General features: G+C 43.4%; 22 protein-coding genes. 11 read left to right on the top strand and 11 right to left on the bottom strand.

Features of this window, described 5'->3' with window-relative positions; all coding sequences use genetic code 11:
* Positions 1–21 precede the first annotated feature (21 nt).
* From vanT to IGJ12_RS04350, 9 genes are all read right to left on the bottom strand, one after another.
* Positions 22–2,124, bottom strand: a complete 2,103-nt coding sequence (gene vanT, locus IGJ12_RS04310) for a membrane-bound serine racemase VanT (protein ID WP_087664392.1) — start codon at positions 2,122–2,124, stop codon at positions 22–24.
* Entirely contained in the window at positions 2,121–2,693 is a 573-nt protein-coding gene (vanXY, locus tag IGJ12_RS04315; RefSeq protein WP_008377360.1) for a D,D-carboxypeptidase/D,D-dipeptidase VanXY, read from the bottom strand. The genes vanT and vanXY overlap by 4 nt, the downstream gene beginning before the upstream one ends.
* A complete protein-coding gene (vanC, locus tag IGJ12_RS04320; protein WP_218193176.1) occupies positions 2,690–3,742 on the bottom strand; it encodes a D-alanine--D-serine ligase VanC in 1,053 nt (350 codons plus the stop codon). Before vanC ends, vanXY begins: the two co-directional genes overlap by 4 nt.
* A 345-nt stretch (positions 3,743–4,087) precedes the next feature.
* Positions 4,088–4,633 (bottom strand): TIGR01440 family protein, encoded by a 546-nt coding sequence (locus IGJ12_RS04325; protein WP_176285398.1) that lies wholly within the window; start codon positions 4,631–4,633, stop codon positions 4,088–4,090.
* A 5-nt stretch (positions 4,634–4,638) separates the two neighbouring features.
* The gene (locus tag IGJ12_RS04330; protein WP_430619389.1) at positions 4,639–5,118 is read right to left on the bottom strand and encodes an ECF transporter S component; all 480 of its coding nucleotides are present in this window, start codon (positions 5,116–5,118) and stop codon (positions 4,639–4,641) included.
* Positions 5,115–5,903, bottom strand: a complete 789-nt coding sequence (gene thiD / locus IGJ12_RS04335; RefSeq protein ID WP_430619390.1) for a bifunctional hydroxymethylpyrimidine kinase/phosphomethylpyrimidine kinase — start codon at positions 5,901–5,903, stop codon at positions 5,115–5,117. Before thiD ends, IGJ12_RS04330 begins: the two co-directional genes overlap by 4 nt.
* A gap of 103 nt (positions 5,904–6,006) precedes the next feature.
* Positions 6,007–7,533 carry a glucose-6-phosphate dehydrogenase gene (zwf, locus tag IGJ12_RS04340; RefSeq protein WP_008377369.1) on the bottom strand — a complete coding sequence of 509 codons (1,527 nt, stop codon included), beginning with the start codon at positions 7,531–7,533 and terminating at the stop codon, positions 6,007–6,009.
* 9 nt (positions 7,534–7,542) lie between these two features.
* On the bottom strand, positions 7,543–8,190 hold the full coding sequence (locus IGJ12_RS04345) for a metal-dependent transcriptional regulator (protein ID WP_008377371.1): 648 nt from the start codon (positions 8,188–8,190) through the stop codon (positions 7,543–7,545).
* A gap of 142 nt (positions 8,191–8,332) precedes the next feature.
* Positions 8,333–9,568 carry an aminopeptidase gene (locus tag IGJ12_RS04350; protein ID WP_430619391.1) on the bottom strand — a complete coding sequence of 412 codons (1,236 nt, stop codon included), beginning with the start codon at positions 9,566–9,568 and terminating at the stop codon, positions 8,333–8,335.
* 231 nt (positions 9,569–9,799) lie between these two features.
* Here IGJ12_RS04350 and IGJ12_RS04355 point away from each other — a divergent pair, with 231 nt between their 5' ends.
* Positions 9,800–10,375 carry a TetR/AcrR family transcriptional regulator gene (locus tag IGJ12_RS04355; protein ID WP_005228861.1) on the top strand — a complete coding sequence of 192 codons (576 nt, stop codon included), beginning with the start codon at positions 9,800–9,802 and terminating at the stop codon, positions 10,373–10,375.
* Between the two features lie 54 nt (positions 10,376–10,429).
* Here IGJ12_RS04355 and IGJ12_RS04360 read toward each other — a convergent pair whose 3' ends face one another.
* Entirely contained in the window at positions 10,430–10,876 is a 447-nt protein-coding gene (locus IGJ12_RS04360) for a flavodoxin (RefSeq protein WP_005237258.1), read from the bottom strand.
* Between the two features lie 176 nt (positions 10,877–11,052).
* On the opposite strand from IGJ12_RS04360, the gene map reads away from it, so the two are divergent.
* The 8 genes from map (at position 11,053) to IGJ12_RS04400 (ending at position 19,240) form a co-directional block, all read left to right on the top strand.
* Entirely contained in the window at positions 11,053–11,817 is a 765-nt protein-coding gene (map, locus tag IGJ12_RS04365; protein WP_008377375.1) for a type I methionyl aminopeptidase, read from the top strand.
* A 79-nt stretch (positions 11,818–11,896) separates the two neighbouring features.
* Positions 11,897–12,820 carry a YihY/virulence factor BrkB family protein gene (locus IGJ12_RS04370; protein WP_005237256.1) on the top strand — a complete coding sequence of 308 codons (924 nt, stop codon included), beginning with the start codon at positions 11,897–11,899 and terminating at the stop codon, positions 12,818–12,820.
* 19 nt (positions 12,821–12,839) lie between these two features.
* Positions 12,840–14,060, top strand: a complete 1,221-nt coding sequence (locus IGJ12_RS04375) for a glycosyltransferase family 4 protein (RefSeq protein ID WP_016613834.1) — start codon at positions 12,840–12,842, stop codon at positions 14,058–14,060.
* Between the two features lie 286 nt (positions 14,061–14,346).
* Entirely contained in the window at positions 14,347–15,333 is a 987-nt protein-coding gene (locus IGJ12_RS04380; protein WP_061053870.1) for an aldose epimerase family protein, read from the top strand.
* 141 nt (positions 15,334–15,474) lie between these two features.
* Entirely contained in the window at positions 15,475–15,921 is a 447-nt protein-coding gene (locus IGJ12_RS04385) for a CopY/TcrY family copper transport repressor (protein WP_008377382.1), read from the top strand.
* 37 nt (positions 15,922–15,958) lie between these two features.
* Positions 15,959–16,168 (top strand): copper chaperone CopZ, encoded by a 210-nt coding sequence (gene copZ, locus IGJ12_RS04390; protein ID WP_005237251.1) that lies wholly within the window; start codon positions 15,959–15,961, stop codon positions 16,166–16,168.
* Between the two features lie 118 nt (positions 16,169–16,286).
* Positions 16,287–18,611: a heavy metal translocating P-type ATPase gene (locus IGJ12_RS04395; RefSeq protein ID WP_430619392.1), complete on the top strand. Its 2,325-nt coding sequence runs from the start codon at positions 16,287–16,289 to the stop codon at positions 18,609–18,611.
* 101 nt (positions 18,612–18,712) lie between these two features.
* A complete protein-coding gene (locus IGJ12_RS04400) occupies positions 18,713–19,240 on the top strand; it encodes a type II toxin-antitoxin system Phd/YefM family antitoxin (protein WP_005237249.1) in 528 nt (175 codons plus the stop codon).
* A gap of 160 nt (positions 19,241–19,400) precedes the next feature.
* On the opposite strand, the gene IGJ12_RS04405 is transcribed toward IGJ12_RS04400, so the two are convergent.
* Positions 19,401–20,120, bottom strand: a complete 720-nt coding sequence (locus IGJ12_RS04405) for a DUF2087 domain-containing protein (protein WP_430619393.1) — start codon at positions 20,118–20,120, stop codon at positions 19,401–19,403.
* 178 nt (positions 20,121–20,298) lie between these two features.
* Here IGJ12_RS04405 and IGJ12_RS04410 point away from each other — a divergent pair, with 178 nt between their 5' ends.
* Complete coding sequence (locus IGJ12_RS04410; protein ID WP_430619394.1) at positions 20,299–21,468, top strand: pyridoxal phosphate-dependent aminotransferase; 1,170 nt, start codon at positions 20,299–20,301, stop codon at positions 21,466–21,468.
* A 187-nt stretch (positions 21,469–21,655) separates the two neighbouring features.
* On the top strand, positions 21,656–22,564 hold the full coding sequence (locus IGJ12_RS04415) for a phosphate ABC transporter substrate-binding protein PstS family protein (protein ID WP_194188541.1): 909 nt from the start codon (positions 21,656–21,658) through the stop codon (positions 22,562–22,564).
* Positions 22,565–22,606 lie beyond the last annotated feature (42 nt).

Here is a 22,606-nt window from a genome sequence, read left to right on the forward strand (position 1 = left end):
GTAAGCGAATGCATTCGTTTTCTACTTTGACATTGAAGGGACGCGGGAACCTAGTCGACTGATCAATTCATTGGGAATGGTTTGTGCTTGATCAGCTGTATTCGTCCAATCGCTGATTACTTCTAACCAACTTTCGACCGCCAGTTCTGGATAGTCCGTTAAATCGATCAAGAGCATATCCATACAAATCAACCCAACCTGCGGGAGTAAAACCCCTTGATAAGACAATTGGAATCCTTGATTTGATAGGGCACGGGGGACTCCGTCACAGTAGCCGATACTAACGATCCCAATCGTGGTAGGTCGATCAAAAACAGTGGCTAGTCCATAGCCGATCGCTTCACCAGCGGCGACTGTTTTTTTGTCCACTAGTAAGGCTTTTAGGGTCAGAATCGGCTGTACGTTTATCTTCTGTTTTGTTGGTTCATTCGGGACACTCAGGGAACCAGTTAAAAGAATACCCGGGCGCACATAATCATAGTGTTTCTCTGGATAATTCAAAATGCCGTAGCTGCTTTGCAGATGCGTCAGACCATAGGCGATATTTCTAGCGGATAAGCCAGCCAATAGATCATCAAAACAAATGATTTGGGCTTGCGTCCGTAAGATACTTGCCGTATCTAGCTGATCTGAAGAGCCTAGGTGGGAAAAAATGCCTGTGATCTTGAGGGATGGCAAGGCATAAAGCCTTCTAACTGTTTCAAGGTCAGGGGCAACGCCTAGACGATGCATGCCGGTATCTACCGCTAAATGGCATTCGATTGGAATGCCTGTTCGGGCTAACGCTTGTCCATGCGCTTCACTGACGATAGTTTGAATTAAGGAATATCGGTTCAGCTCTTTGGCACGTTGGGCAGAAGTGTACCCTAAAATCAGTAAGCGACTTTTAATGCCAGCTCGCCTTAATTCGATGGCTTCTTCTATGGTGGCAACAGCAAAAAAATCGACGCCGGCTCTTTCTAGGGTACTGGCGACCGTCTTCGCATCACAACCATAAGCATCCGCTTTAACCACCGCCATCACTTTTGTTTTTGCGGGGATCAATCGCTTGATTTCCTGCAAGTTGTGCAACAGGGCGGGGGCTGAAAATTCTTTGGTTGCCCGTTGCAAGTGGAGCGGCGTTTTTTTCGGAAACGGGAACAGCTTTTGCAAAGCAAAGAGACCATAAATCAACCCGATGGTCAGCCCTAAGACCACGAAGAAATTGATCAGATTGTTTTGCAGCAAGGGCAGCTTCTGACTAAGAAAATGGGTTACTGCAATGGTATAAGGATGGAGCAAATAGAGCCAAAGGGACAGACGACCCGCTTGTTTCCAGATCATGGGTGCTTGCCATTGCTGAATGATCGGAAATAAAAACAAGAGAACGAAGGGCAAAAAGATATACATGCTGTCATGTTTAGGTGTAGTAAAGTGATGCAAGAGATAACTTTCCAAAAGCAAGCAAATAAGACTAATCATCAGATAACTATAGCGATGGGGAGAAGCAGGTTTTATGGCAAATCTTCTGGCTAGTACCCCTAAGATCAAAAATAAGGGAGCAAAAAAAATGCCGTTGCGAGTTCCATCCAATAGTTGGAAAATCAGTGAATAGAGTGGCGTGATGGGTGTTTGTGCAGCCAGGCCAGACCAACTGTCCCCACCTAAACCAACCACATACAAACCGACAGCAATGAAAAACACCTGCTTGAAAGAAAGACGTGTCAAGAGGCCCATCACTAGTAGACCGCCGGTAATGATCGCAGGAAAATACCAAAGATGGTAAAGAATGCCGTTGACTAGCAAAGTTTGAATAAAAGTGCCTAGTGGCATGTTCAATCCTAGTATGCCGCTGTACCAAGCAAGCGGCAAAAAGAGCAGTGTGGCAATGAGATAGACTTGCAGCTGTTTTTTGATAAATAACCAGATACGTTGTCTGGCAGGATAGCTGTTTTGGGTGGCTAAATCACTGAACACATAATACCCGCTGATCATAAAAAAGAAGGGGACGGCGATTCTGAAAAGAGTCAATGTGATCAGGATATCACCATCGGGCCACAATCGATGAAGGGGCAGACAGTGGATCGCGACCACCATCATCGCTAAAATCACCCGAAACTGCTCAATTCCTTGATTCTTCTTCATGCGAACTGCCTCGCGGTTTGTTCAAGATATTGATAGTATTCTTCCAATGTCCACTGTTGACTGGCGATGATTTGACTATGAGGCAGACCGACATAACGAAAATGCCATGGTTCATAGCCAATCCCTGTAATCTCCTGTTTGTCTGCGGGATAGCGTAAAATAAATCCGTAGTTCATCATTTCCTGTGTAAATAAATCCGCCGCTGCGCTGTCACGAAACCGTGGGCAGATCAAATCACCTTGCTGGCCTTTTAAACCAACATCGATCGCTAAGCCTAACTGATGCTCGCTGCAGCCGGGCAACGCCACAAATTGTTTCGTATAGGCTAATCCATTTTCTTTTAAGGAATATTCCCATAAATGCCGTTGCTGCTTTTCGGTTCGATAGCCATCTAATAAACAGATCTCGTTTTCAAGTTTTAAGGCTTTGACGAGGCGTTCCCATTGTTTGGCTGCTTCAGGCTGCAAGTAAACTTCTTCTTCACTAAAAGCAGCAAGGACGAGGTGGGGCGGCTCTTGGTTTTTTTCTAATGGAAACTCTTTGCTAACTAACTGTAGATAGGGATTCATTTGCCTTCCTCCTTTGCTAAGACAAGCAGTTTTTGTAGTAGTTCTTGATAGGATAAGCCGATTGCTGCCATCATGGCAGGATAGCGGGAGTGACTCGTAAAGCCCGGCATAGTATTGATTTCATTCAAGTATAGTTCTCCTTGATCCGTGACAAAACAGTCGATGCGAGCAAGTCCTTTAAGACCAAGACTGTGATAGAGCAGCTGAGCTTGTTCTTTGACCTTGGTTTCAATCGTTTCAGGCAATGGTGCAGGAACGGTGATCTTGGCGCTAATCAACTGGTACTTTTCTTCAAAATCGAAAAAGCCGTCTACTAATGAAATAGCGTCACAAGCACCGACAGTCAAAGAGTCGTTGCCTAAGATACCGCAACCAATCTCAACGCCAGCGATATTTTTTTGTAAGAGCACTGCTGAACAATAAGCGAAGGCTTCCTTCAAGGCAGGAGCAATTTCTTCGACACAAGTCACTTTTGTGATCCCTTTTGAGGAGCCCGCTTCATTAGGCTTAAAGAAAACTGGAAAGCCATGGGTCTGGATGAAGGCTTCGATTTGTTGCTGTTGGTTGTCTTGATTTGTCAAGAGAATCGTAGGGGCGCTTTGTACGCCAATCGCTGCTGCAGCTTGATGCAGCAGCCATTTGTTCATACATAAGGCAGAGGCTGCCACCCCGCAGCCTACATAAGGTAGCTTCATCAATTCAAACAATCCTTGGATACTGCCATCTTCCCCGTATTTGCCATGCATAATGGGAAATAAAACATCAGGTACCAACGTTTGCTGCGCTTCACTTAGCCAAAAGCCGTTTTCTTCAAAAAGTGGCTGGATTTTCTGTGTATGTTTCGTATCCAACAACCATGTGTCTTGTCGGATGTTTTCCAGTTCTCCTGTGTACAAATACCAATCCATAGCATCTGGGGCGATCCCGATCAAAGAGAGGTCGTAATCATAGGGAGATGATTGGAGTGCTTCGATTGCGCTAGTTGCTGAGGCTAAAGAAACGGTGTATTCCGATGAATTGCCTCCAAAAATAATGGCGATTTTTTTCATATTTTTCTTCCTTCCACTTTTCGATTCTTGCTACATTCAGTCTATCAAGGAAAGAAAAAAGAAAATTACGGGCTTACTGGTATCTTTCTTTTCTTTTTGTGATGAAATTGTGACGAATTTATGACAAAAGGAAGGCGACAGCTGCCGCTCTTTTTACGCAAGAAAGGAAACAGAATTTGAAGTAGAAAAAGCTGCCATAAGATGGAGCGGAGAAAATAGTGAAAGGAGAGCACATTTAAGGAAGGAAAGGAGAGGCAATAGCAGGAACGTTGACACAAAAAAAGCACGCCGAAGCATGCTTTTTCCTTTTGAAAAAGGTTTTTCGCTCATTATACGATTCGCTTATTATGCGTAATGAGCACGAGGACCACCGATATATTTGGGCCGTGATCCCAGAGCTGTGACATGGGCAGCGCCAAGGGTCTTGATAGAGGGACGGATCGGGATTTGAACATGTTTGACATGCATACCGATCGCTGTGTCGCCGATATCGATACCCGCTTTGGCCACAATGTGCTCCACTTCGATAGGCTCATCGAACAACTGGAAAGCCGCAACTGAGCAAGCACCGCCTGCATGCAGCTGGGGCACTACTGCGACTTCTTCTAATTGATATAGTCGAGCCGTTTCACGCTCAACGGCTAAAGCCCGATTGAGGTGTTCACAGCCTTGAACGGCTAAATGAATATTTTTAGGACGCAAGATCGCTCGCAGTGTTTCGACGATGATCATGCCTACTTCTTGACTGGAATTTTTGCCAATCAAGCCGCCCACGACTTCACTTGTTGAACAGCCAAGGACAAAAAGATCGTTTTCACCAACGTTCGCTGTCGTAATGACTTCTTCAACGATCGTAGTTAAATCCGTTTTTAATTGATTGATATCTGTCATAAGAATCACCTTTCATTTAAAGAAAACTTTTTCGTGCGGCGCAAGGCATGCGTCAGCGGTAAAGCAACGATGCTGCCAAAGACCGTTTGGATCAAATTACTTGGAATCGAGGCGATCCCAGCGCCTAACCCGAATAGTAAAACTGTTGCTGCTGCATAGCCGGCAATCATGATCAAGCTGCCAACAATAACGGCTGCTAGTGGTCGATGGTTCATTCTACCCACGATCCAGCCTTGTACACCATGGATCACAATGGAAAAGAAGGCCCATTCAGGATAGCCTGATAGAAAATCAATGATGCCACCGCTCATTCCGCCTACGAAGGCCCCGGCGCTAGGTCCGAACAAAAGGGCCGAGATATAGATCCCTGCTTCACATAAGGTCACAAAGCCCTTCGTTTGTGGAACAGGAATGATAAAGGTCAAAGAAAGTGCACAGGTAAGTGCCGTCAGCATAGCGATCATGGTTAGGTTTCTTACTTTCATTGGTGTTCCTCCTTTTTAAAATAAGCGAGCTGATTGACGTTGCCAGAGGTTCCTAAAGGCAGACCGTCTTCGATCCCTGCCCAAACAAATGCTTTTGCAGTTTGAACAGCTGTTTCCAATGAAGTGCCTTTGGCAAGTAAAGCGGCAATCGCCGATGAAAGGGTACACCCAGCACCGTTGGTAGTCGTTCGGGTACTTTTTTCTGCTTCGAAAACAGTATATTGCCCAGAGTGGTATAAAAGGTCGTAGGCTTTTTCTCCAGTTAGTCGACTGCCACCTTTGATCAGGACATTTGGGGCACCCAATGCATGGATTTTTTTCGCCGCGGTTTTCATTTCCGCCAACGTCGTAATGGTTTGACCAGAGAGGTGCTGAGCTTCGAGTAGATTAGGTGTTACTAATGCTGTGTAAGGAAACAATGAGATCAATCCTGCTTGATAGGAGTGGTTAAAGGCAGTATCTCCTTCTTTAAAGGCAAGAACTGGATCGAGCACGATCGGTCCGGTAAATGTTTGTAAAAAATCCCGCAGCAATTCAATGATGGCCGTTTGATGAAGCAGCCCGATTTTGATTGCATCCAAGGAAATGACCGAGCGCACGGAATCCAATTGTGCTTGAACCACAAATTCCGGGAGGTCATGGAACAAAAGATCATCATTGATGGCGACCACACACGTTAATAGGGCATGGCCAAACACCCCGAATTCCTCAAATGTTTTCAAATCAGCCGTCATGCCGCCACCTGCCAAACTGTCGAGACCGGCGATCGATAAGACTTGTTTCATGTCTGCTGCTCCTTTCGTTTCTCATTTCTTTCTATTATAAACAGTTGGTAAAAAAGAAAAACGGCCAATTGGATGTTTTTTCCTCATCCAATTGACCATTTGCTTATTTTTCATTTAGTAAATCTCGCTCACGATACCATTCATCGGGGCGCCAGATCCATTCAAAACCATCGGCAGCTAAGAGATCATAGGCAGCTTGGGGTCCCATCGTTCCTGCGGCATAGTTTGGAAAATCAGGTGTTTCTTGGTCCCAAGCGTGACGGATCACATCAACGATGCGCCAAGATTGGGCAACTTCATCCCAATGGGTAAAGTTAGTGCCATCCCCGTTCAAAGCATCTAAAATCAATTTTTCGTAGGCTTCAGGGGTGTTTTCGACGATTTCAGTACTATTCCGATAATCTAGCTTCACTGGCAATGTCTCAAACCCTTGGCCAATTTCTTTTCCATTCAAGGAAAGAGAGAAGCCTTCTGTCGGTTGAATGTAGATTGTCAGCACATTCGGTGCCAAACTCTCGTTTTGCTTTTGTTCATTCAGGTCTTGCTTAAAGACATTGACAGGGACTTGTTTAAAGACAATGTTGATTCGAGTGCCTTTTTCCGTCAAGCGTTTCCCGGTTCGTACATAGAAAGGTACGCCGGACCAGCGGAAGTTGTCGATCAAGAATTTTCCAGCAACGAAGGTTTCAGTTGCCGATTCTTCATCGACATTGGCTTCTTCTCGGTAGCCAGCAAATTCCTTATCTTCTAATTGCCCTTTGGCGTATTGACCACGAACGAAGTGTTGTTTCACTTCTTCTTCGGAGTAAATACGGATCGCATTTAAGGCTTTGATTTTTTCCGTCCGTAATTCTTTTTCAGAAAAAGCCACTGGCGGTTCCATGGCTAATAAGGAAAGGATCTGCAGAATATGGTTTTGGACCATATCTTTCAAGGCGCCGCTCTTATCATAATACCCACCGCGTTCTTCAACACCTAAGTTTTCTGCGATATTGATCTGAACATTGTCAATGTACCGATTGTTCCACATCGACTCAAAAATGTTATTGGCAAAACGAATCGCAGAAATGTTTTGGATCATTTCTTTTCCTAAATAATGATCGATTCGGTAGATTTCTTGCTCTGTAAAGACTTGATTGATCTCTTCATTCAATTCTTTTGCTGAGTCGTAGTCGCTTCCAAATGGTTTTTCGATGATCACCCGATGGTAGCCGTCAGTATCCAGCATTCCTTGGGATTTCAAGTGAGAAACGATCGTCCCAAAGAAATTAGGGGACATTGCTAAGTAAAAAATCTGATTGCCTTCTAAATGGTATTTCTGATCTAAGGTTTCCGCCAAATCCTTTAATGAATCATAATGACTCGTATCTGTTACATCATGTGATTGGTAGTAGAAATGAGAAGCGAATGTCTCTGCTTGCTCTTGTGAGTCGCTCAATTCTTTGATCGTACCTATTACTACTTCACGATAGTGTTCATCCGACCAAGGACGGCGAGCAGTACCGATGACTGCAAAATCTTCTTTCAAATCGCCTTTTTTGTACAACCGAAACAAAGAAGGGTATAGTTTGCGTTGGGCAAGGTCGCCCGTACCGCCAAAAATCGTAAAAAGGACCTTTTTTTCCATCATCTTCACTCCTTACAGTTTATCAACAAAAATCGTGCTGGCGGCTTTGTAGCTGACAGCAATTTCCTTTGTGTCATTTTTGATCGTAATCGGACCCTCGTATGCTGCCGCATCGATGATCTCGTATTCTTCATGAATATTCAATTGGATTGAAACAAGGTAATCCAGCAGTTCTCGTTCATCAAGGACACGGGCGATACGAATCTTGGTTCCTACCGGGTAGGAACTCATGGTGTTTTTTTCGCCTTCGTGAATGAGTTCTCCTTGTTCGGGGATCATTCCGCCATGTGGGCAATACCGAGGATGATCAAGGTAGGCTTCTAAGCGGCTCGCCAGTGTTTCCGAGGTGACGTGTTCTAAAACTTCTGCGTCATCATGAACTTCATTCCATGAGTAATGCAGGTGCTCCACAAGAAAGACTTCCCATAAACGATGCTTGCGGATCAGAGCACTTGCAGAAGCTAAACCAGTTTCAGTCAACTGTACCCCTTGATAAGGTGAATGTTCCACTAAGCCTTCTTTTAATAATTTTGAAATCATTTCACTTACTGAAGCTGCTGAGACGTCCAGACCTGACACGATTTGTTTGTTATTGATTTTCTTTTGGTCACCACCAAGCTCCAAGATGAGCTTTAAATAATCTTCACGATTTGGTGTCATCGGATCCATCCTCTCTTATCAAAGACTATCAAAGTAGATTTTATCAAAAAAGCCGGCTGATTACTACGAAAAAACCCGCCGGTTTCCAATATTCTATGTAAAAGAAGGCCGAGGGGAGCAACTCCACCTCAGCCTTTTTTTATTAAGCCCAGTCACCATTGCGAAAGACAGGAATCGTGGTGCCATCTTCTCTGATGCCATCGATGGACATTTGGTCAGAGCCAACCATGAAATCTACGTGGGTTTGGCTGCGGTTCAAACCAGCAGCTGCCAGTTCTTCTTCACTCATCTCAGTGCCGCCTTGCAAGCTGAAGGCATAAGCGGATCCTAAAGCCAAGTGGTTTGAGGCATTTTCATCGAACAACGTATTGAAGAAGATGATGCCGGATTGTGAGATAGGGGAAGGATCAGGAACTAATGCGACTTCACCTAAAGATTTTGCTCCTTCATCGATTGCTAGCAGTTTGCCTAACACTTCTTCGCCCTGTTCCGCAGAAAAGTCCACGACTTTGCCGTCTTTGAAGGTGAACTTCATCCCAGAGATGATGTTGCCTGCGTAGCTCAATGGTTTCGTACTTGAAATATAGCCATCGATGCGACGATTATCTGGGGCAGTAAAGACTTCTTCTGTTGGCATGTTCGCCATGAATTTTTCATTGCGGGTATTGTAACTGCCAGCACCTTCCCACAAGTGGTTTTTAGGCAAACCGATGATCAAATCGGTACCAGGTGCCGTATAGTGCAGAGCACTGAATTGTTCTTTGTTTAATTCTTCGGCTTTAACTTGCAAGGTTTCATCGTGTTTTTTCCAAGCTGCGACAGGATCTTCTTCATAGATACGCGTCGTTTTGAAAATTTGATCCCAAAGCTTGTCTTGTGCTTCTTCAGGGGAAGCATCAGGGAATACTTTTTGGGCCCAATCTTGACCAGCCGCCGCAACCACAGTCCAGCTGACTTTGTTGGCTTGTGTTGCTTGACGCAATTTCATCATCGCTTTACCAGAAGCTGCTTGGAAGGTTGCCACTCGGTCTGAGTCGACGCCCGCTAACGCATCTGGATTGGCAGAAACGACACTGATACGGCTGGCACCTTTTTCAACCCAGTCTTCCGTTTGATCAATTTTGTGCTGAGGAATCGTAGACAAACGATCTTCGGCCGCATGAGTCAGAAATTCTTTTTGGATCTCATCGTCGGTCCATTGGACGATTACTTCGTCTGCACCTAATTCATACGCTTTTTTCGTTAATAGGCGAGCTAAAGGTGCTTGGTCCACGGCGATTTGGATGACGATCGTGTGCCCTTTTTGGACATTTACGCCAACTTCAGTGATCAGTTGGGCATATTTTTCAAGGTTCTGATTAAAGTTTGGTAAAACCATTAAAATTCCTCCATTTATTCTAAATTTATAACTGTCTTCATGATAGCACTAAGTATTTTTGAAAACAAACGAAAAAGTGAGCAAAAAAACAGTGGCCTTCAAATTGAAAAACTGGAAACACTAAGGGCAATAAATTTAAAAGTTTTTTTGCAAACTTAAAAAAACATGATACAATAAGTAAAAGGTATTTCTGAAAGCGATGTATAGCAGAATTAAGGAGATTAAAAAATTATGGCAAGAAAGAAAACTATTACTAGAGACCAGATTTTAAAAGCTGCCTATGAAGTTGTCGCAACCGAAGGATTTACACGTTTTACCGCACGCAATATCGCAGCGAAGATGAAATGTTCAACGCAACCGATCTACTTAGAATTTAAAAATATGGATGACTTAAAAAATGCATTGATCAATCAGATTTACGACTACTTAGCGACAGAAGTTTTTCCAGTTGAAAGACGGGGAGATGTCATCGTTGACTTAACGCTAAATTATATTGGCTTTGCAAATAAAGAAAAACGATTATACCGAGCGCTATACTTAGAAGAGCATGGTGGTGGGGATTCCATGCAACAGTTTTCATTTGACCTTTTTGTGAAATCAGTGAAAAAAGAACCAAAATATCAAGATCTATCTGATGTAAAATTACAATCTTTGCACACCGGTGTCTGGATCGTCGCTACCGGCTTAGCGGCATTGATGTCTTCGGGAATCATTCATCCGACAGAAGATCAGATTGCTAAGCTGATGACGGAAACCACCGATAATATTTTAGCAAGAGAAACACCCATCGATATCAGTTATCATTAAGCAAACAATAAACCTCTGACAGAATCAATTGATTTTGTCAGAGGTTTTCTTGTTTTATTCAGCGAATGCTTCTGCTAGTTTTTTGGCAAAGGCTTCTAAGTTTTGAATATCGTCTTCTTCTGCAGCCAAGTCAACTTTGACGCTGTCAGCTCCTTTTGTCGCACCAGTTTTGCTAAAGGCGGCTTCAAAGTCGTCAACGGATTTACAAAAGTCATCATAAAAAGTATCACCGGAGCCGCAGACTCCAAAGATTTTGCCGCTTAAATCAAGTTCTTGCAAATCTTCATAAAAATCGACGATCTCATCCGGTAGCTCCCCGTCTCCATATGTATACGTTGCGACGATACAGATATCGGCATCTTCAAAGTCATCTGCATCCACTTGGGTACACTCATTCATTTCTACTTCCATGTCAAGATTTTCAAGGGCTTCAGAAACGATATCCGCAATTTCTTCCGTATTCCCCGTCATGCTTGCATAGACGATTTTTGCTAAAGCCATGGGCTTTTTCCTCCAATCTCATTCCTATTCTCAAGGAAAACTCTCTTACAGATTATAGCAAATGCACGAAAGTTTGAAAACAAAACTTGAAAAACTCTTTACAATGTCTGTGAATTTTGTAAAATAAGGGATTTCTATGGTAAAATAAGAGGAATTTAATTAAGGGAGACGAGAACATGATTACATTAAAATCTGCCAGAGAAATTGACCGCATGGCCGAATCCGGCGCGCTGTTAGCAGATGTCCACAAACAATTACGCAGTTTCATCAAACCAGGTATCACCAGTTGGGATATCGAAGTGTTTGTCAGAGATTATATTGAAAGCCACGGCGGCATCGCTGCCCAAATTGGTTTTGAAGATTACAAATATGCCACTTGCTGCAGTATCAATGATGAGATTTGCCACGGGTTTCCTCGAAAAAAACCATTGAAAGACGGCGATCTGATCAAAGTCGACATGTGTATTGATTTAAAAGGCGCCATTTCTGATTCTTGTTGGAGTTATGTCGTAGGGAACTCGACGCCTGAGATTGATCGATTAATGGAAGTAACCAAAAAAGCGTTGTATCTAGGAATCGAACAAGCCCAAGTGGGCAACCGAATCGGTGACATCGGTCATGCCATTCAAACCTATGCGGAAAAAGAAGGGTATGGGGTTGTGCGTGATTTCGTAGGACACGGCATTGGCCCAACGATCCATGAAAGTCCGATGATCCCTCACTACGGAGAAGCCGGCAAAGGGTTACGTTTAAAAGAAGGAATGGTTATTACCATCGAACCTATGATCAATACAGGGACGTGGAAAATGAAAATGGATCCTAATGGCTGGACCGCCTATACATTAGATGGCGGCTTAAGCTGCCAATATGAACATAGTTTGGCGATCACCAAAGATGGTCCGAGAATTTTAACTTCTCAAGGAGAAGAAGGAACCTACTAAATTTTGGTGGTAGGAGACTTCTGATTGTTACGTATGACAAAGAAAAAAAGGCAGATGATTCGCTGGCGGAGGAAGAAACATGAAAATCGTTGATAAAGTAAAAAGCAATCAAAAGCTGATGCGTTTCATTGAAACAACGCAAAATAGAATAACCGATTCAGAAATGGGGACTACATCAGTCGTTGTGGCCTACTATTTATTGCTTTCACTTTTCCCGTTAATGATTGCGCTGGGGAATCTTTTGCCTTATTTATCAATTGATCCGAACACGGTTTTATCTTATGTACAGGAATTGATCCCGAATCAAATCTATGATTTTATCGGACCAGCGATCGAAAACCTCCTCACCACAAGCTCTGGCGGACTGTTATCGATCTCCGCCTTGGCTGCGTTGTGGTCTGCGAGTCAAAGTATCAATGCCTTGCAAATTGCGATGAACAAAGCCTTCGGTGTGGACCAGCGTTCCAATTTTATCGTGGTGCGCGCAGTATCATTTGTGATCATCCTGCTCTTTATGATTGCGATCGTTGGTGTTACGATGGTATTTGGGCTTGGAAAAATCATTCTTGATTTTTTGCAGCCGATTTTTAAGTTTCAAGACAATCTGATCGATACGTTCCAAACAGTCAAATGGCCAGTCACGATCGTTGCTTTGCTGTTCATCATGATGCTGATCTATTGGTTAGTGCCGAATGCAAAGGTCAAGTTGCGTTCGACTTTGCCGGGGGCGATCTTTGCAACGATTGGCTGGATGTTGCTGTCACAAGTGTTTGGCTTATACGCCCGTTACTTTGCTGCTAAAATCATTGGCTATCAAATTATTGGAAGTTTTATTGTTTTAATGATCTGGTTGAATCTTGCTGCGACGATTATTATCTTGGGTGGAATCATCAACGCAGTGGTAGAAGAGTATGTATCAGGACAAGAGATCAAAGAACGAACAGATCCTGTTCAGCGGATTTCTTCGAAAATCGAAGATACATTTACCAATAAAGAGAAATAACGGAAAGCGAGAATAAACGATGGATTTTGCATTCAAATTTGTAATGCGCTTATTTATAACAATGATCGTGTCTTTAATCCTAACACCGATCATTAAATTGATCTCTTTTAAGATCGGCGCAGTCGATCGACCAGGAGATCGCCGAATCAATACCAAAACAATGCCGACCGCAGGGGGATTAAGCATCTTCCTCTCCTTCTCTTTTGCATTGCTTTGGGAATTTCGCGCAATGATTCCCTTTGACTACGTCTGGCCGATGCTTTTAGGGGCAGCTATCGTCGTAGTTACTGGATTATTGGATGATATCTTCGAGTTGACTCCTATGCAAAAAACGCTAGGCTTGACGTTAGCGGCTTTGGAGATCTATTTTGTTGCCGGCATCAAAATCAGTACGGTTTCGATCCCTTATCTGGGGGTTTTTGATTTGGGCTGGCTTGGATTGCCTATGACGATCTTGTGGATTTTGGCGATCACAAATGCGGTCAACTTGATTGATGGTTTGGACGGTCTAGCGAGTGGGGTCTCCATTATCAGTCTGACGACCATTGGGATCATCAGTTATTTCTTTTTACCAAATTCAGTTGAAGTACCAATGGTGATCTTTACATTAATTGCCGCAATCGTTGGTTTTTTTCCTTACAATTTTTATCCAGCTACGATTTTTTTAGGGGATACTGGGGCACTTTTTCTAGGTTTTATGATCTCCGTCTTATCGTTGCAAGGGTTAAAAAATGCGACCTTCATTACAGTGATCACCCCGATGTTGATTTTAGGGGTACCGATCACTGATACCGTCTATGCCATGATTCGTAGAAAATTCAATAAGCAAAAGATCTCATCAGCGGATAAAATGCACTTGCATCACCGCTTACTTTCCTTAGGGTTTACCCATCGAGGAACAGTTTTGACGATCTATGCCTTGGCAATGGTATTTTCATTTATTGCATTATTGATGAATTATGCCAGCAACACAGCAATCATTTTACTGATCATCAGTACAGGCTTCGGCATTGAATTGTTTATCGAATTGATTGGTTTGGTTGGAGAAAATCGTCAACCATTGATGTGCGCACTGAAATTCCTTGGAAACCGTCGATTCAGGCAAAAAGTCCTCATGGCACGTGCGGAAAAAAGACAAGACAAGCAAGAAGAGGAAAGCGAGGATTTGGCTTCCAGTGCTTCTCAAATCAAAGAAAAGCGACGAAAGAGAAAACATTACCAAGCAAAACACAAAAAATAAACGATACAATTGCGGCATAGGAGCCCAACAGGCGAAGCGAATGTGATTGATTATTGAAGAAAAGACAGGAGCAGCCAGCGCTTCTCCTAGTACTTTCTCTCACGATCAGCTGACCATGATTCAATCAACCAGTTGGGCATTCTTGCCGCTTTTTATTTGTGTGAAGACGGCCCGGCATAAAATGAATGCCTACTGAATCCGTCCGTCTTGAATTGACGGATCTAGCCCTTAACGGCTATACTTAAAAAGAGTAGCAGACTAAACAAAGAAAGAAGGATATGAACGAATGCCAAATGTGAAACAAACGACCTCAGAAAAAATGGGAACGATTTATGAGCTTTCCAATGATAGCGGTACCATCGTAAGGCTGAGTCCCGAAGGCGCACGCTTATTGGATTGGGTCGTTCCAGTAGAAGAAGGCCGCGACATTGTGGTCGGTTATGATACGATCGAAGGACATCGCCAAGCACGCTATTATGGTGCAACGATCGGTCCAGTAGCGGGAAGGATCGCAGGTACCCGCTTTGAGGTTGAGGGGCAAGAATACCAAACGGAGGACAATGATGGCGGCAATACGCTTCATGGTGGTTCAAAGGGGCTTGACACGGATATCTGGATCGCTGAAACTTTTGAGGAAGCAGACAGAGCCGGCGTGATTTTTACTACCTCACGACAAGATGGCGACGGCGGCTTTCCAGGAAATGTTCGTTATCAAGTCACCTATACGTTGACTAATGACAATGAACTATTGCTTGCATATGACGCTAACACAGACAAAGCGACTTTATTTAACCCAACGAACCACGGTTATTTCAATTTGACAGGTGATACCCAACAGCCGATCGATGACCACTTGGTTCAAATCAATGCCGAACATGTGGCTGAAACGAACGATGACGTGACGACCACCGGTGAAAAAACGCCTGTCGCAGGCACAAAGTTTGATTTTAGACAAGAACGCCCAATGGGAACGACCATGTTGGATGATCCATTCTTATTGGATCATGAGCAAGAGTGGGATCTGAAAGTAACCAGTCCCGATCAAAAAGTGCAGCTGACTGTAACTACTGACCGTCCTGCTGTTGTTATTTACACAACAGGTGAGGGAGAAGCTGGGGCCCCAATGAAGACCGGTCCTTTTGCCAAACATGGCGGGATGGCGATCGAAACACAAGGTGTTCCTGGCTCTGAGAAATTCACCCACTTTGGTGAGATCGTGCTGCGCCCAGAAGAACCCTTCCACTCTGTGACGACGTATCAGGTCCACTTTTAAACGTTGGAACCAAACCATTTTTAACGAAATAGAAAAAAGCATTGCCAAAATGCAGAAAGTTTGGCGATGCTTTTTTTTGACAAAATACGATTACAGATGTAAACTTAAAAATGTGAATCAGTTATGAAAGGAAGTGGACAAATGCAATCAGTGGTCGAACCAATCAAAATCAGCGATTCTGAATGGGAAGTCATGCGTGTGATTTGGACATTGGGACAATCCGATGCGAAAGAGATCACCGCTTTGTTAAGCGAAAATAAAAATTGGAAAGCAGCGACAGTCAAAACGCTTTTAGGACGACTTGTTAAAAAAGGCGTATTGAAAACAGAAAGCCAAGGGAAAAAGTTTGTTTACTCGCCACTTGTTTCAGAAGAAGCCACTGTTCGCAGTGCAGCTGAGAATCTTTTTTCTCATATTTGTGCCAAAAAAGTCGGACAAACATTAGCAGAAATGATCCAAGAAGCAGCATTGACGGCAGAAGATTTGGCGATGCTCCAAGCAGCAGTCGACCAAAAAGTGCCAGTAGCAGCGATTTCGTGTAATTGTATTCCTGGTCAGTGCCAATGCAAAACCCATGCAACAAAATAAGTAGCCAACAAACTGTTAAAAGAAATGAGGAATAGTAATGAAAAAAAATATGCAAATCAGCGGAATGAATTGCGCCCATTGTGCCGCAAAAGTTGAAAAAGCCTTAAATGAAGTACCGGGTGTGAAAAAAGCTAAAGTCGACTTGAAAAAAGCTCGTGGGACGGTCAAATTTGACGAGTCGCAAGTGACAGAAACAGCCTTAATCAGTGCAATAACTGAAGCTGGTTATCAAGGTGTTTTTGAATAAGCGATGCAAACGCTAAAGTGATAAGGAGAAAAATCTAGAAAGTCCAGCCGCTTGAAGCTTTTGTATGAAGGCGCAAGACTGTACGGATATTCAGTGAAATAGGAAGGGGAATACTAGGATGAATCAGAAAAAAACGTCACCTGCAGACAATCGTCAGACGTCAAGCCATCATAGGCATGAACCTAGGAATGAGCAGGATAATAAAGGGCAAGAAGGACTCACACACCCACAGGCGGAGGAAGTCCCTGAGCCCCGAAGCCATGAGATGAATGGGGTGGATCATCAAGGGGCGACATCAAAACTGCAGGAGCATGAAAGCGCCGATAGTAACCATGCTCACATGGATCATGAGGTTTCCAGTATGGACCATAGCCACATGGATCATGAGATGTCTGGCATGGATCATAGCCACATGGATCATGAGATGTCTGGCATGGATCACAGTCATATGGATCATGAGATGTCTGATATGGATCATAGTATGCATATGGGAAATTTTAAGCAAAAGTTTTGGCTATCCTTGGTTTTGGCGATTCCAATCGTCATTTTATCACCAATGATGGGTATCGAATTGCCCTTTCAGTTCACGTTTCCCGGCTCAGATTGGGTTGTATTGATTTTAGGAACGATCCTGTTTTTCTATGGGGGGCAGCCGTTTTTAAGTGGTGCAAAAATGGAATTGAAACAAAAAAGCCCAGCCATGATGACTTTGATTGCTATGGGGATCACGGTTTCTTATTTTTATAGTCTTTACGCGTTTATCGCTAATCATTTTCTTGCTGTTCCTCATGTAATGGATTTCTTCTGGGAACTAGCGACTCTGATCGTGATCATGTTGTTGGGGCATTGGATCGAGATGAATGCCGTTTCTAATGCCGGCAATGCATTACAGAAATTAGCAGAACTGTTGCCAAAAGAAGTGATTCGGAAAAATGCAGATGGATCAGAAGAACAGATTCCATTAGAAGAAGTGACCAACAAAACACAGCTGATCGTTCGCTCAGGAGATAAGATTCCTACAGACGGAACGATTCTTGAAGGGGAAACAACGATCGATGAGTCGGCAGTTACCGGTGAATCCAGACGGGTACCTAAAACCATCGACAGTACTGTCATTGGAGGATCTGTCAACGGCAATGGTACCATTACGATGGAAGTCACAGGGACTGGCGAAGACAGCTATTTGGCAAAAGTCATGGAAATGGTACGAAAAGCCCAAGCTGATAAATCCCGCTTAGAAGCACTTTCGGACAAAGTGGCGAAATGGTTGTTCTATATCGCCTTAGTTGCTGGTGTTTTGGCCTTTGCTGTATGGCTGTTTGTTGCTGACCTACCGACTGCTCTTGATCGAATGGTCACGGTATTCGTCATTGCCTGTCCCCATGCGTTAGGCCTAGCGATTCCCCTCGTCGTGGCTCGTTCAACATCGATCGCTGCCAAAAACGGCTTGCTCTTAAAAAATCGCAACGCACTGGAGAATGCGCATCATGTTGATTATCTGATCCTCGATAAGACCGGTACGTTAACAGAAGGAACGTTTACCGTAACTGGCATCGAGGCGACAGGCAGCCTTTCTGCATCAGAAGTACTAGCTTACCTAGCAGGTCTTGAGAAAACCGCCAATCATCCGATCGCAGAAGGCATTTTAGCCCAAGCAGAAAAGGAAAACATCACAGCCAAAAAGGCGACTGATGTTCAAACAAGGACGGGTATTGGCCTGGAAGGCGTAATCGATGGACAAAAGTGGTTGATCGTCAATCAAAAAGGATTGGAGCAATTAACCATCCAGTATCAAGGGAAATCCTTGAAAAATTATCAAGAGCAGGGCAATACCATTAGCTATTTGGTTCATGACGGCAAAGTGGAAGGAATCGTCGCATTAGGGGATAAGGTGAAACCAGAAGCGAGTCAATTTATTCAAAAAGTGAAAGACTTAGGCATCACGCCAGTTATGGCTACTGGGGACAACCAAGAAGCGGCGCAAGCCGTAGCCGATTACCTAGGAATCGAAGCCTTCCATGCGGCAATGTTACCAGACGATAAAGAACGTCTAGTCAGTGACTATGTCAAAGAGGGCAAGCGCGTCGTAATGGTAGGCGATGGGATCAATGACGCCCCAAGTCTTGCAAGAGCGACGATCGGGATTGCGATCGGAGCTGGAACCGATGTAGCGATCGATTCAGCCGATGTCGTTTTGACGAATAGCGAACCTCAAGACATCTTGCACTTCTTGACTTTGGCGAAAAAAACAAGGCGCAAGATGATTCAAAATCTCTGGTGGGGCGCAGGATACAATATTTTTGCTATTCCTTTGGCAGCTGGCGTGCTCGCACCAATCGGGATCATTTTGAACCCAGCAGTCGGAGCTGTCTTGATGTCTATGAGTACGATCATCGTTGCCATCAATGCAATGACCTTATCAATCGAAAAAAGCGGCGATTAGCCGCTTTTTTGTTTCTTTTCCTAGGAGCAGTGAAATACCTCTATAATCTGCTTCTGGATTTATGCTATAATGTGTTCGTTGAGACAAGGAGGACGTTGATTATGGAACTGAAGAAGTTGGATGTTCCCACTACTTCAATTACTGAAGTAAAAAAATCTCCGATGGATGTATTTAATCAAGCGCGAGAAGCAGGAACAGCAGTATATGTATTCAATCGTGAAAAAGTGGCGGGGGTCATGTTGACACAAGAGCAGTACGAAACGTTATTGCAGGAATTAGATTATTTGCGTCAGCGACCGCTGATGGAAGAAGAGCCTGAACAGCCGCCAGTGGCAGGGCTAGAAGAATTCTTACAAATCATGCGGCAAGCACTGATCACCGGTGCCAGCATCTCGGCAAAAAATTTAGATGAGCGGATGGTGGCGTTAGGCTTCATCACTCGTAAAACAGGTTTTGGCGGTGTCGTCGACATGGTGAACGAATTGAAAGAAACAGGCAAGATTGTTTATCAGTTGCGCAAAAAACAAGACGGCAAATCAGTGACTGCTGAAGTCATTGGGGAACAAGACAATCAAACGCAATTATTTGATAAATTGATCATCAAAAAAATCTTTCTAAAAGAAAAATAAACGCTGGAACTTGTCCCAGCGTTTCAGACAGTAGACAAAGTACGGGTGTTTTCGTACTTTGTCTTTTTTTGTAAAAAACTGGAGCTTGTTAACTTTTCAAAACTGTGAAAGATACTGTCCATCCAACCAACAAAAATTCCATCCAACTACAGACTGGGTTTTAAGTCAGCCAGTAAGTTTTTCCGTCTTTCGTCCGTTGCATAAATCCATACTCGATCAAATATCGTCGGACAGTGACATAATCGGTGATCGCTTGTTTTAATACATCGTTTACGGTAGCTTCTGAATAATTTTTCTTCGGATCAAATTTTTGTGCCAGCACACTTAAGACAACGATCTTGCGCTTTTCTTTGCTCGGAAACTGTTTGATAAACCCCGCTTCATCAAAATAAGTAGCAATGATCTTTTCTCTTTCACTAGCCGTAATGGCATAGCGATCATCAAGCATCGTCGCCCCTTTGTGAGGCGGCAGCAACGGGGTTTCTTGCAACAAGGACATGATACTTAGAAAAACAGTCGCTTGTCGCTGCTTTTCTTTTAGCTTAAAGCGATGATTCCTGACAGTCGAAGAAGAGATACCTAAGCGCTGGGCAATCACAGTATCGCTAACATCTTGGGCAAACAGTTGTAAAATCTCCTGCTGGCTTTCTGATAAGCCTGTTTGTTCTTTGGGTAAAGCCAATAATGCGGATAAAACGGTTCCGTGATGCTCAGGGATATGTTGTATCATTCGTTTTTTTGCCGTAAAAAAGGCGCCATCAACGGGATAGATTTCTTCTTTGTCGAAGGTCTCCTGACAAAATACGCAACAATAATCCGTTGTTGTTTCGACATATCCTTGCTGATAATCAGAAATGGTAAACTCTTGATAAGGTTTCATTTTGGGTTCTCCTTATTTTGTTTGATTATATACTAACATAAAATGTTTTTGTTTGTAAATAAGCAAACGGAATTGTGGTTATTAGATTAATTTCATCCGTTGCTTAAAATTGTCGCCTTTTTGTGTTAGGATTAACAACAATAGCGAATGAATTTGCTTAATTCAAAGGAGTGATACTATGGCAGACGTAAGCCAACGCTTCAATCACGAAGTGTACAATATAGCTGTTTCATTGATTCGTAAATTTGATGAACGGGTTTCTTCAATTCCTGATATTTTAAAGTTAACGTTAGGCGAGCCGGATTTTAACACACCAGAGCACGTGAAAAAATCGGGTGTCCAAGCAATCGAACAAAATTTTAGCCACTATTCTGGAATGGCCGGCTTAGCAGATGTTCGGCAAGCAGCCAGCCTCTTTTTGAAAAATAAATATCAGCTTGATTACGACTTTCAATCAGAAGTATTAGTGACGATCGGTGCAACGGAAGCAATCTCAGCTTCTTTATTAGCCACGTTGGAACCTGGCGATAAAGTTCTCCTACCGGCACCAATTTATCCAGGCTATGAACCAGTCATCCATTTAGCCCATGCCCAACCGATCTATCTTGATACGACGGACAATGCCTTTGTTTTAGCGCCAGAAGTTTTGGAAGCAGCCTTAAAAGAGCATGGGGAGCAAGTCAAGGCAGTCATTTTGAATTATCCTAGCAATCCAACAGGGGTCGTTTATACCCGAGAACAAGTCAAAGCATTGGCGGAGGTTTTAGAAAAATACCCCGTTTTTGTTATTAGCGATGAAATTTATAGTGAGTTGACTTATGATGAAACCCATGTGTCCATTGCTGAATACTTGCGGGATCAAACGATCGTGATCAATGGCTTGTCGAAATCTCACGCGATGACTGGGTGGCGCGTCGGCTTCATTTTTGCACCAGAAGCGTTGACTGCTCAGATCATTAAGGTCCACCAATACTTAGTGACTGCGGCATCAACGATTTCTCAAAAAGCCGCAGTGCGGGCATTGATCGAAGGCATCAATGATGCAGAAGTCATGAAAGCCGATTACCGTGAACGCCGAGATTACTTGTTTGAAAAGATGACTGCCCTTGGTTTTGACATGGCGAAGCCATCAGGTGCATTCTATATTTTTGCCAAAATACCAGCTGGTTTCAACCAAGATTCCATGGCTTTTTGTGTCGACTTAGCCGAAAAGAATCAATTAGCAATCATCCCGGGTATCGCCTTTGGTCCCGAAGCAGAAGGCTATGTTCGTTTAAGCTATGCGGCAAGTATGGAAAACTTGGTGGAAGCGATGGATCGCTTGACACGCTATATGCAAAGCAATTGATTCTACAAACGTTTCTTTCGTTTTTAGATAAAGTAAGCCCCCTCTGATGGATTCAGTGGGGGCTTTTATAGGCAATCGACGAACTTTACAAAAGATTTACATCGCTTTATCGATTCTTTACATGAAATCCATCAAGGGTTTACACCGCCTTGCTAAACTAAGCATATAACGAAAGGAGATTTACTAAATGAAAAAATTGGGACTTTTATTTTTTGCAACTGGATTATTATTAGCTGGCTGTGGGAGCGGTGGTACAAGCACTGATAGCAGTCAAGCATCAGGCGGATCTTCATCAGGTGCCGCATCAAATGAAAATGTAGAAATTTTAGCGGTAGGCTCAACTGCATTGCAACCCTTGGTTGAAGCAGCAGGTGAAAGCTTCTCAGCAGACAATCCCAATTATACAATTACTGTTCAAGGTGGCGGTAGCGGAACTGGCTTAAGTCAAGTAGAAGCAGGCGCTGTGACGATCGGTAATTCCGATGTTTTTGCGGATGAAAAAGATGGTGTGGATGCCAGCAAATTAGTTGACCATAAAGTAGCTGTAGTTGGTATGGCACCAGTAGTGAATAAAGACGCAGGCGTTACGGATCTTAGCCAACAAGATTTAATCGATATCTTTACAGGCAAAGTGAAGAATTGGTCTGAACTAGGTGGAGCAGATCAAGAAATCTCTGTAATCAACCGCGCATCAGGCAGCGGTACGAGAGCGACCTTTGAAAAATGGGGCTTAGATGGTGCAGAGACGATCCAAACACAAGAACAAGATTCTTCTGGAACAGTCCGTAAAATCGTTGCTGAAACACCAGGAGCAATCAGCTACCTTGCTTTATCTTATTTAGATGATTCAATCCAAGCGCTATCTCTTGATGGGGTAGAAGCGACCCCTGAAAATATTGCAGATAACAAATGGCCAATCTGGTCTTATGAGCATATGTACACGAATGGTGAACCAGATGCTAACGTCAAAGCCTTTCTTGATTACATCATGACAGACGATGTCCAACAAGGAATCGTTATCGAATTAGGATACTTGCCAATCACTGATATGAAAGTAGAACGCAGTGTAGACGGCGAAGTAACGAATGTTGAATAAACAGTTTTCATAAGGTACAAAAAAAGAAGGGAAGAACTCCTT

The organism is Enterococcus sp. DIV0802b, assembly GCF_050543535.1.
Lineage (GTDB): Bacteria > Bacillota > Bacilli > Lactobacillales > Enterococcaceae > Enterococcus_D > Enterococcus_D entomosocium.

What these genes read in the sequence shown, in the direction of transcription:
- IGJ12_RS04350 (WP_430619391.1), bottom strand. Translation starts at nt 9,568, where the DNA reads ATGGTTTTACCAAACTTTAATCAGAACCTTGAAAAATATGCCCAACTG.
- IGJ12_RS04360 (WP_005237258.1), bottom strand. Translation starts at nt 10,876, where the DNA reads ATGGCTTTAGCAAAAATCGTCTATGCAAGCATGACGGGGAATACGGAA.
- IGJ12_RS04405 (WP_430619393.1), bottom strand. Translation starts at nt 20,120, where the DNA reads ATGAAACCTTATCAAGAGTTTACCATTTCTGATTATCAGCAAGGATAT.
- IGJ12_RS04370 (WP_005237256.1), top strand. Translation starts at nt 11,897, where the DNA reads ATGAAAATCGTTGATAAAGTAAAAAGCAATCAAAAGCTGATGCGTTTC.
- vanT (WP_087664392.1), bottom strand. Translation starts at nt 2,124, where the DNA reads ATGAAGAAGAATCAAGGAATTGAGCAGTTTCGGGTGATTTTAGCGATG.
- IGJ12_RS04415 (WP_194188541.1), top strand. Translation starts at nt 21,656, where the DNA reads ATGAAAAAATTGGGACTTTTATTTTTTGCAACTGGATTATTATTAGCT.
- map (WP_008377375.1), top strand. Translation starts at nt 11,053, where the DNA reads ATGATTACATTAAAATCTGCCAGAGAAATTGACCGCATGGCCGAATCC.
- IGJ12_RS04375 (WP_016613834.1), top strand. Translation starts at nt 12,840, where the DNA reads ATGGATTTTGCATTCAAATTTGTAATGCGCTTATTTATAACAATGATC.
- IGJ12_RS04385 (WP_008377382.1), top strand. Translation starts at nt 15,475, where the DNA reads ATGCAATCAGTGGTCGAACCAATCAAAATCAGCGATTCTGAATGGGAA.
- IGJ12_RS04380 (WP_061053870.1), top strand. Translation starts at nt 14,347, where the DNA reads ATGCCAAATGTGAAACAAACGACCTCAGAAAAAATGGGAACGATTTAT.
- IGJ12_RS04400 (WP_005237249.1), top strand. Translation starts at nt 18,713, where the DNA reads ATGGAACTGAAGAAGTTGGATGTTCCCACTACTTCAATTACTGAAGTA.
- IGJ12_RS04345 (WP_008377371.1), bottom strand. Translation starts at nt 8,190, where the DNA reads ATGACACCAAATCGTGAAGATTATTTAAAGCTCATCTTGGAGCTTGGT.
- IGJ12_RS04330 (WP_430619389.1), bottom strand. Translation starts at nt 5,118, where the DNA reads ATGAAAGTAAGAAACCTAACCATGATCGCTATGCTGACGGCACTTACC.
- vanC (WP_218193176.1), bottom strand. Translation starts at nt 3,742, where the DNA reads ATGAAAAAAATCGCCATTATTTTTGGAGGCAATTCATCGGAATACACC.
- vanXY (WP_008377360.1), bottom strand. Translation starts at nt 2,693, where the DNA reads ATGAATCCCTATCTACAGTTAGTTAGCAAAGAGTTTCCATTAGAAAAA.
- IGJ12_RS04325 (WP_176285398.1), bottom strand. Translation starts at nt 4,633, where the DNA reads ATGACAGATATCAATCAATTAAAAACGGATTTAACTACGATCGTTGAA.
- IGJ12_RS04395 (WP_430619392.1), top strand. Translation starts at nt 16,287, where the DNA reads ATGAATCAGAAAAAAACGTCACCTGCAGACAATCGTCAGACGTCAAGC.
- IGJ12_RS04410 (WP_430619394.1), top strand. Translation starts at nt 20,299, where the DNA reads ATGGCAGACGTAAGCCAACGCTTCAATCACGAAGTGTACAATATAGCT.
- copZ (WP_005237251.1), top strand. Translation starts at nt 15,959, where the DNA reads ATGAAAAAAAATATGCAAATCAGCGGAATGAATTGCGCCCATTGTGCC.
- thiD (WP_430619390.1), bottom strand. Translation starts at nt 5,903, where the DNA reads ATGAAACAAGTCTTATCGATCGCCGGTCTCGACAGTTTGGCAGGTGGC.
- IGJ12_RS04355 (WP_005228861.1), top strand. Translation starts at nt 9,800, where the DNA reads ATGGCAAGAAAGAAAACTATTACTAGAGACCAGATTTTAAAAGCTGCC.
- zwf (WP_008377369.1), bottom strand. Translation starts at nt 7,533, where the DNA reads ATGATGGAAAAAAAGGTCCTTTTTACGATTTTTGGCGGTACGGGCGAC.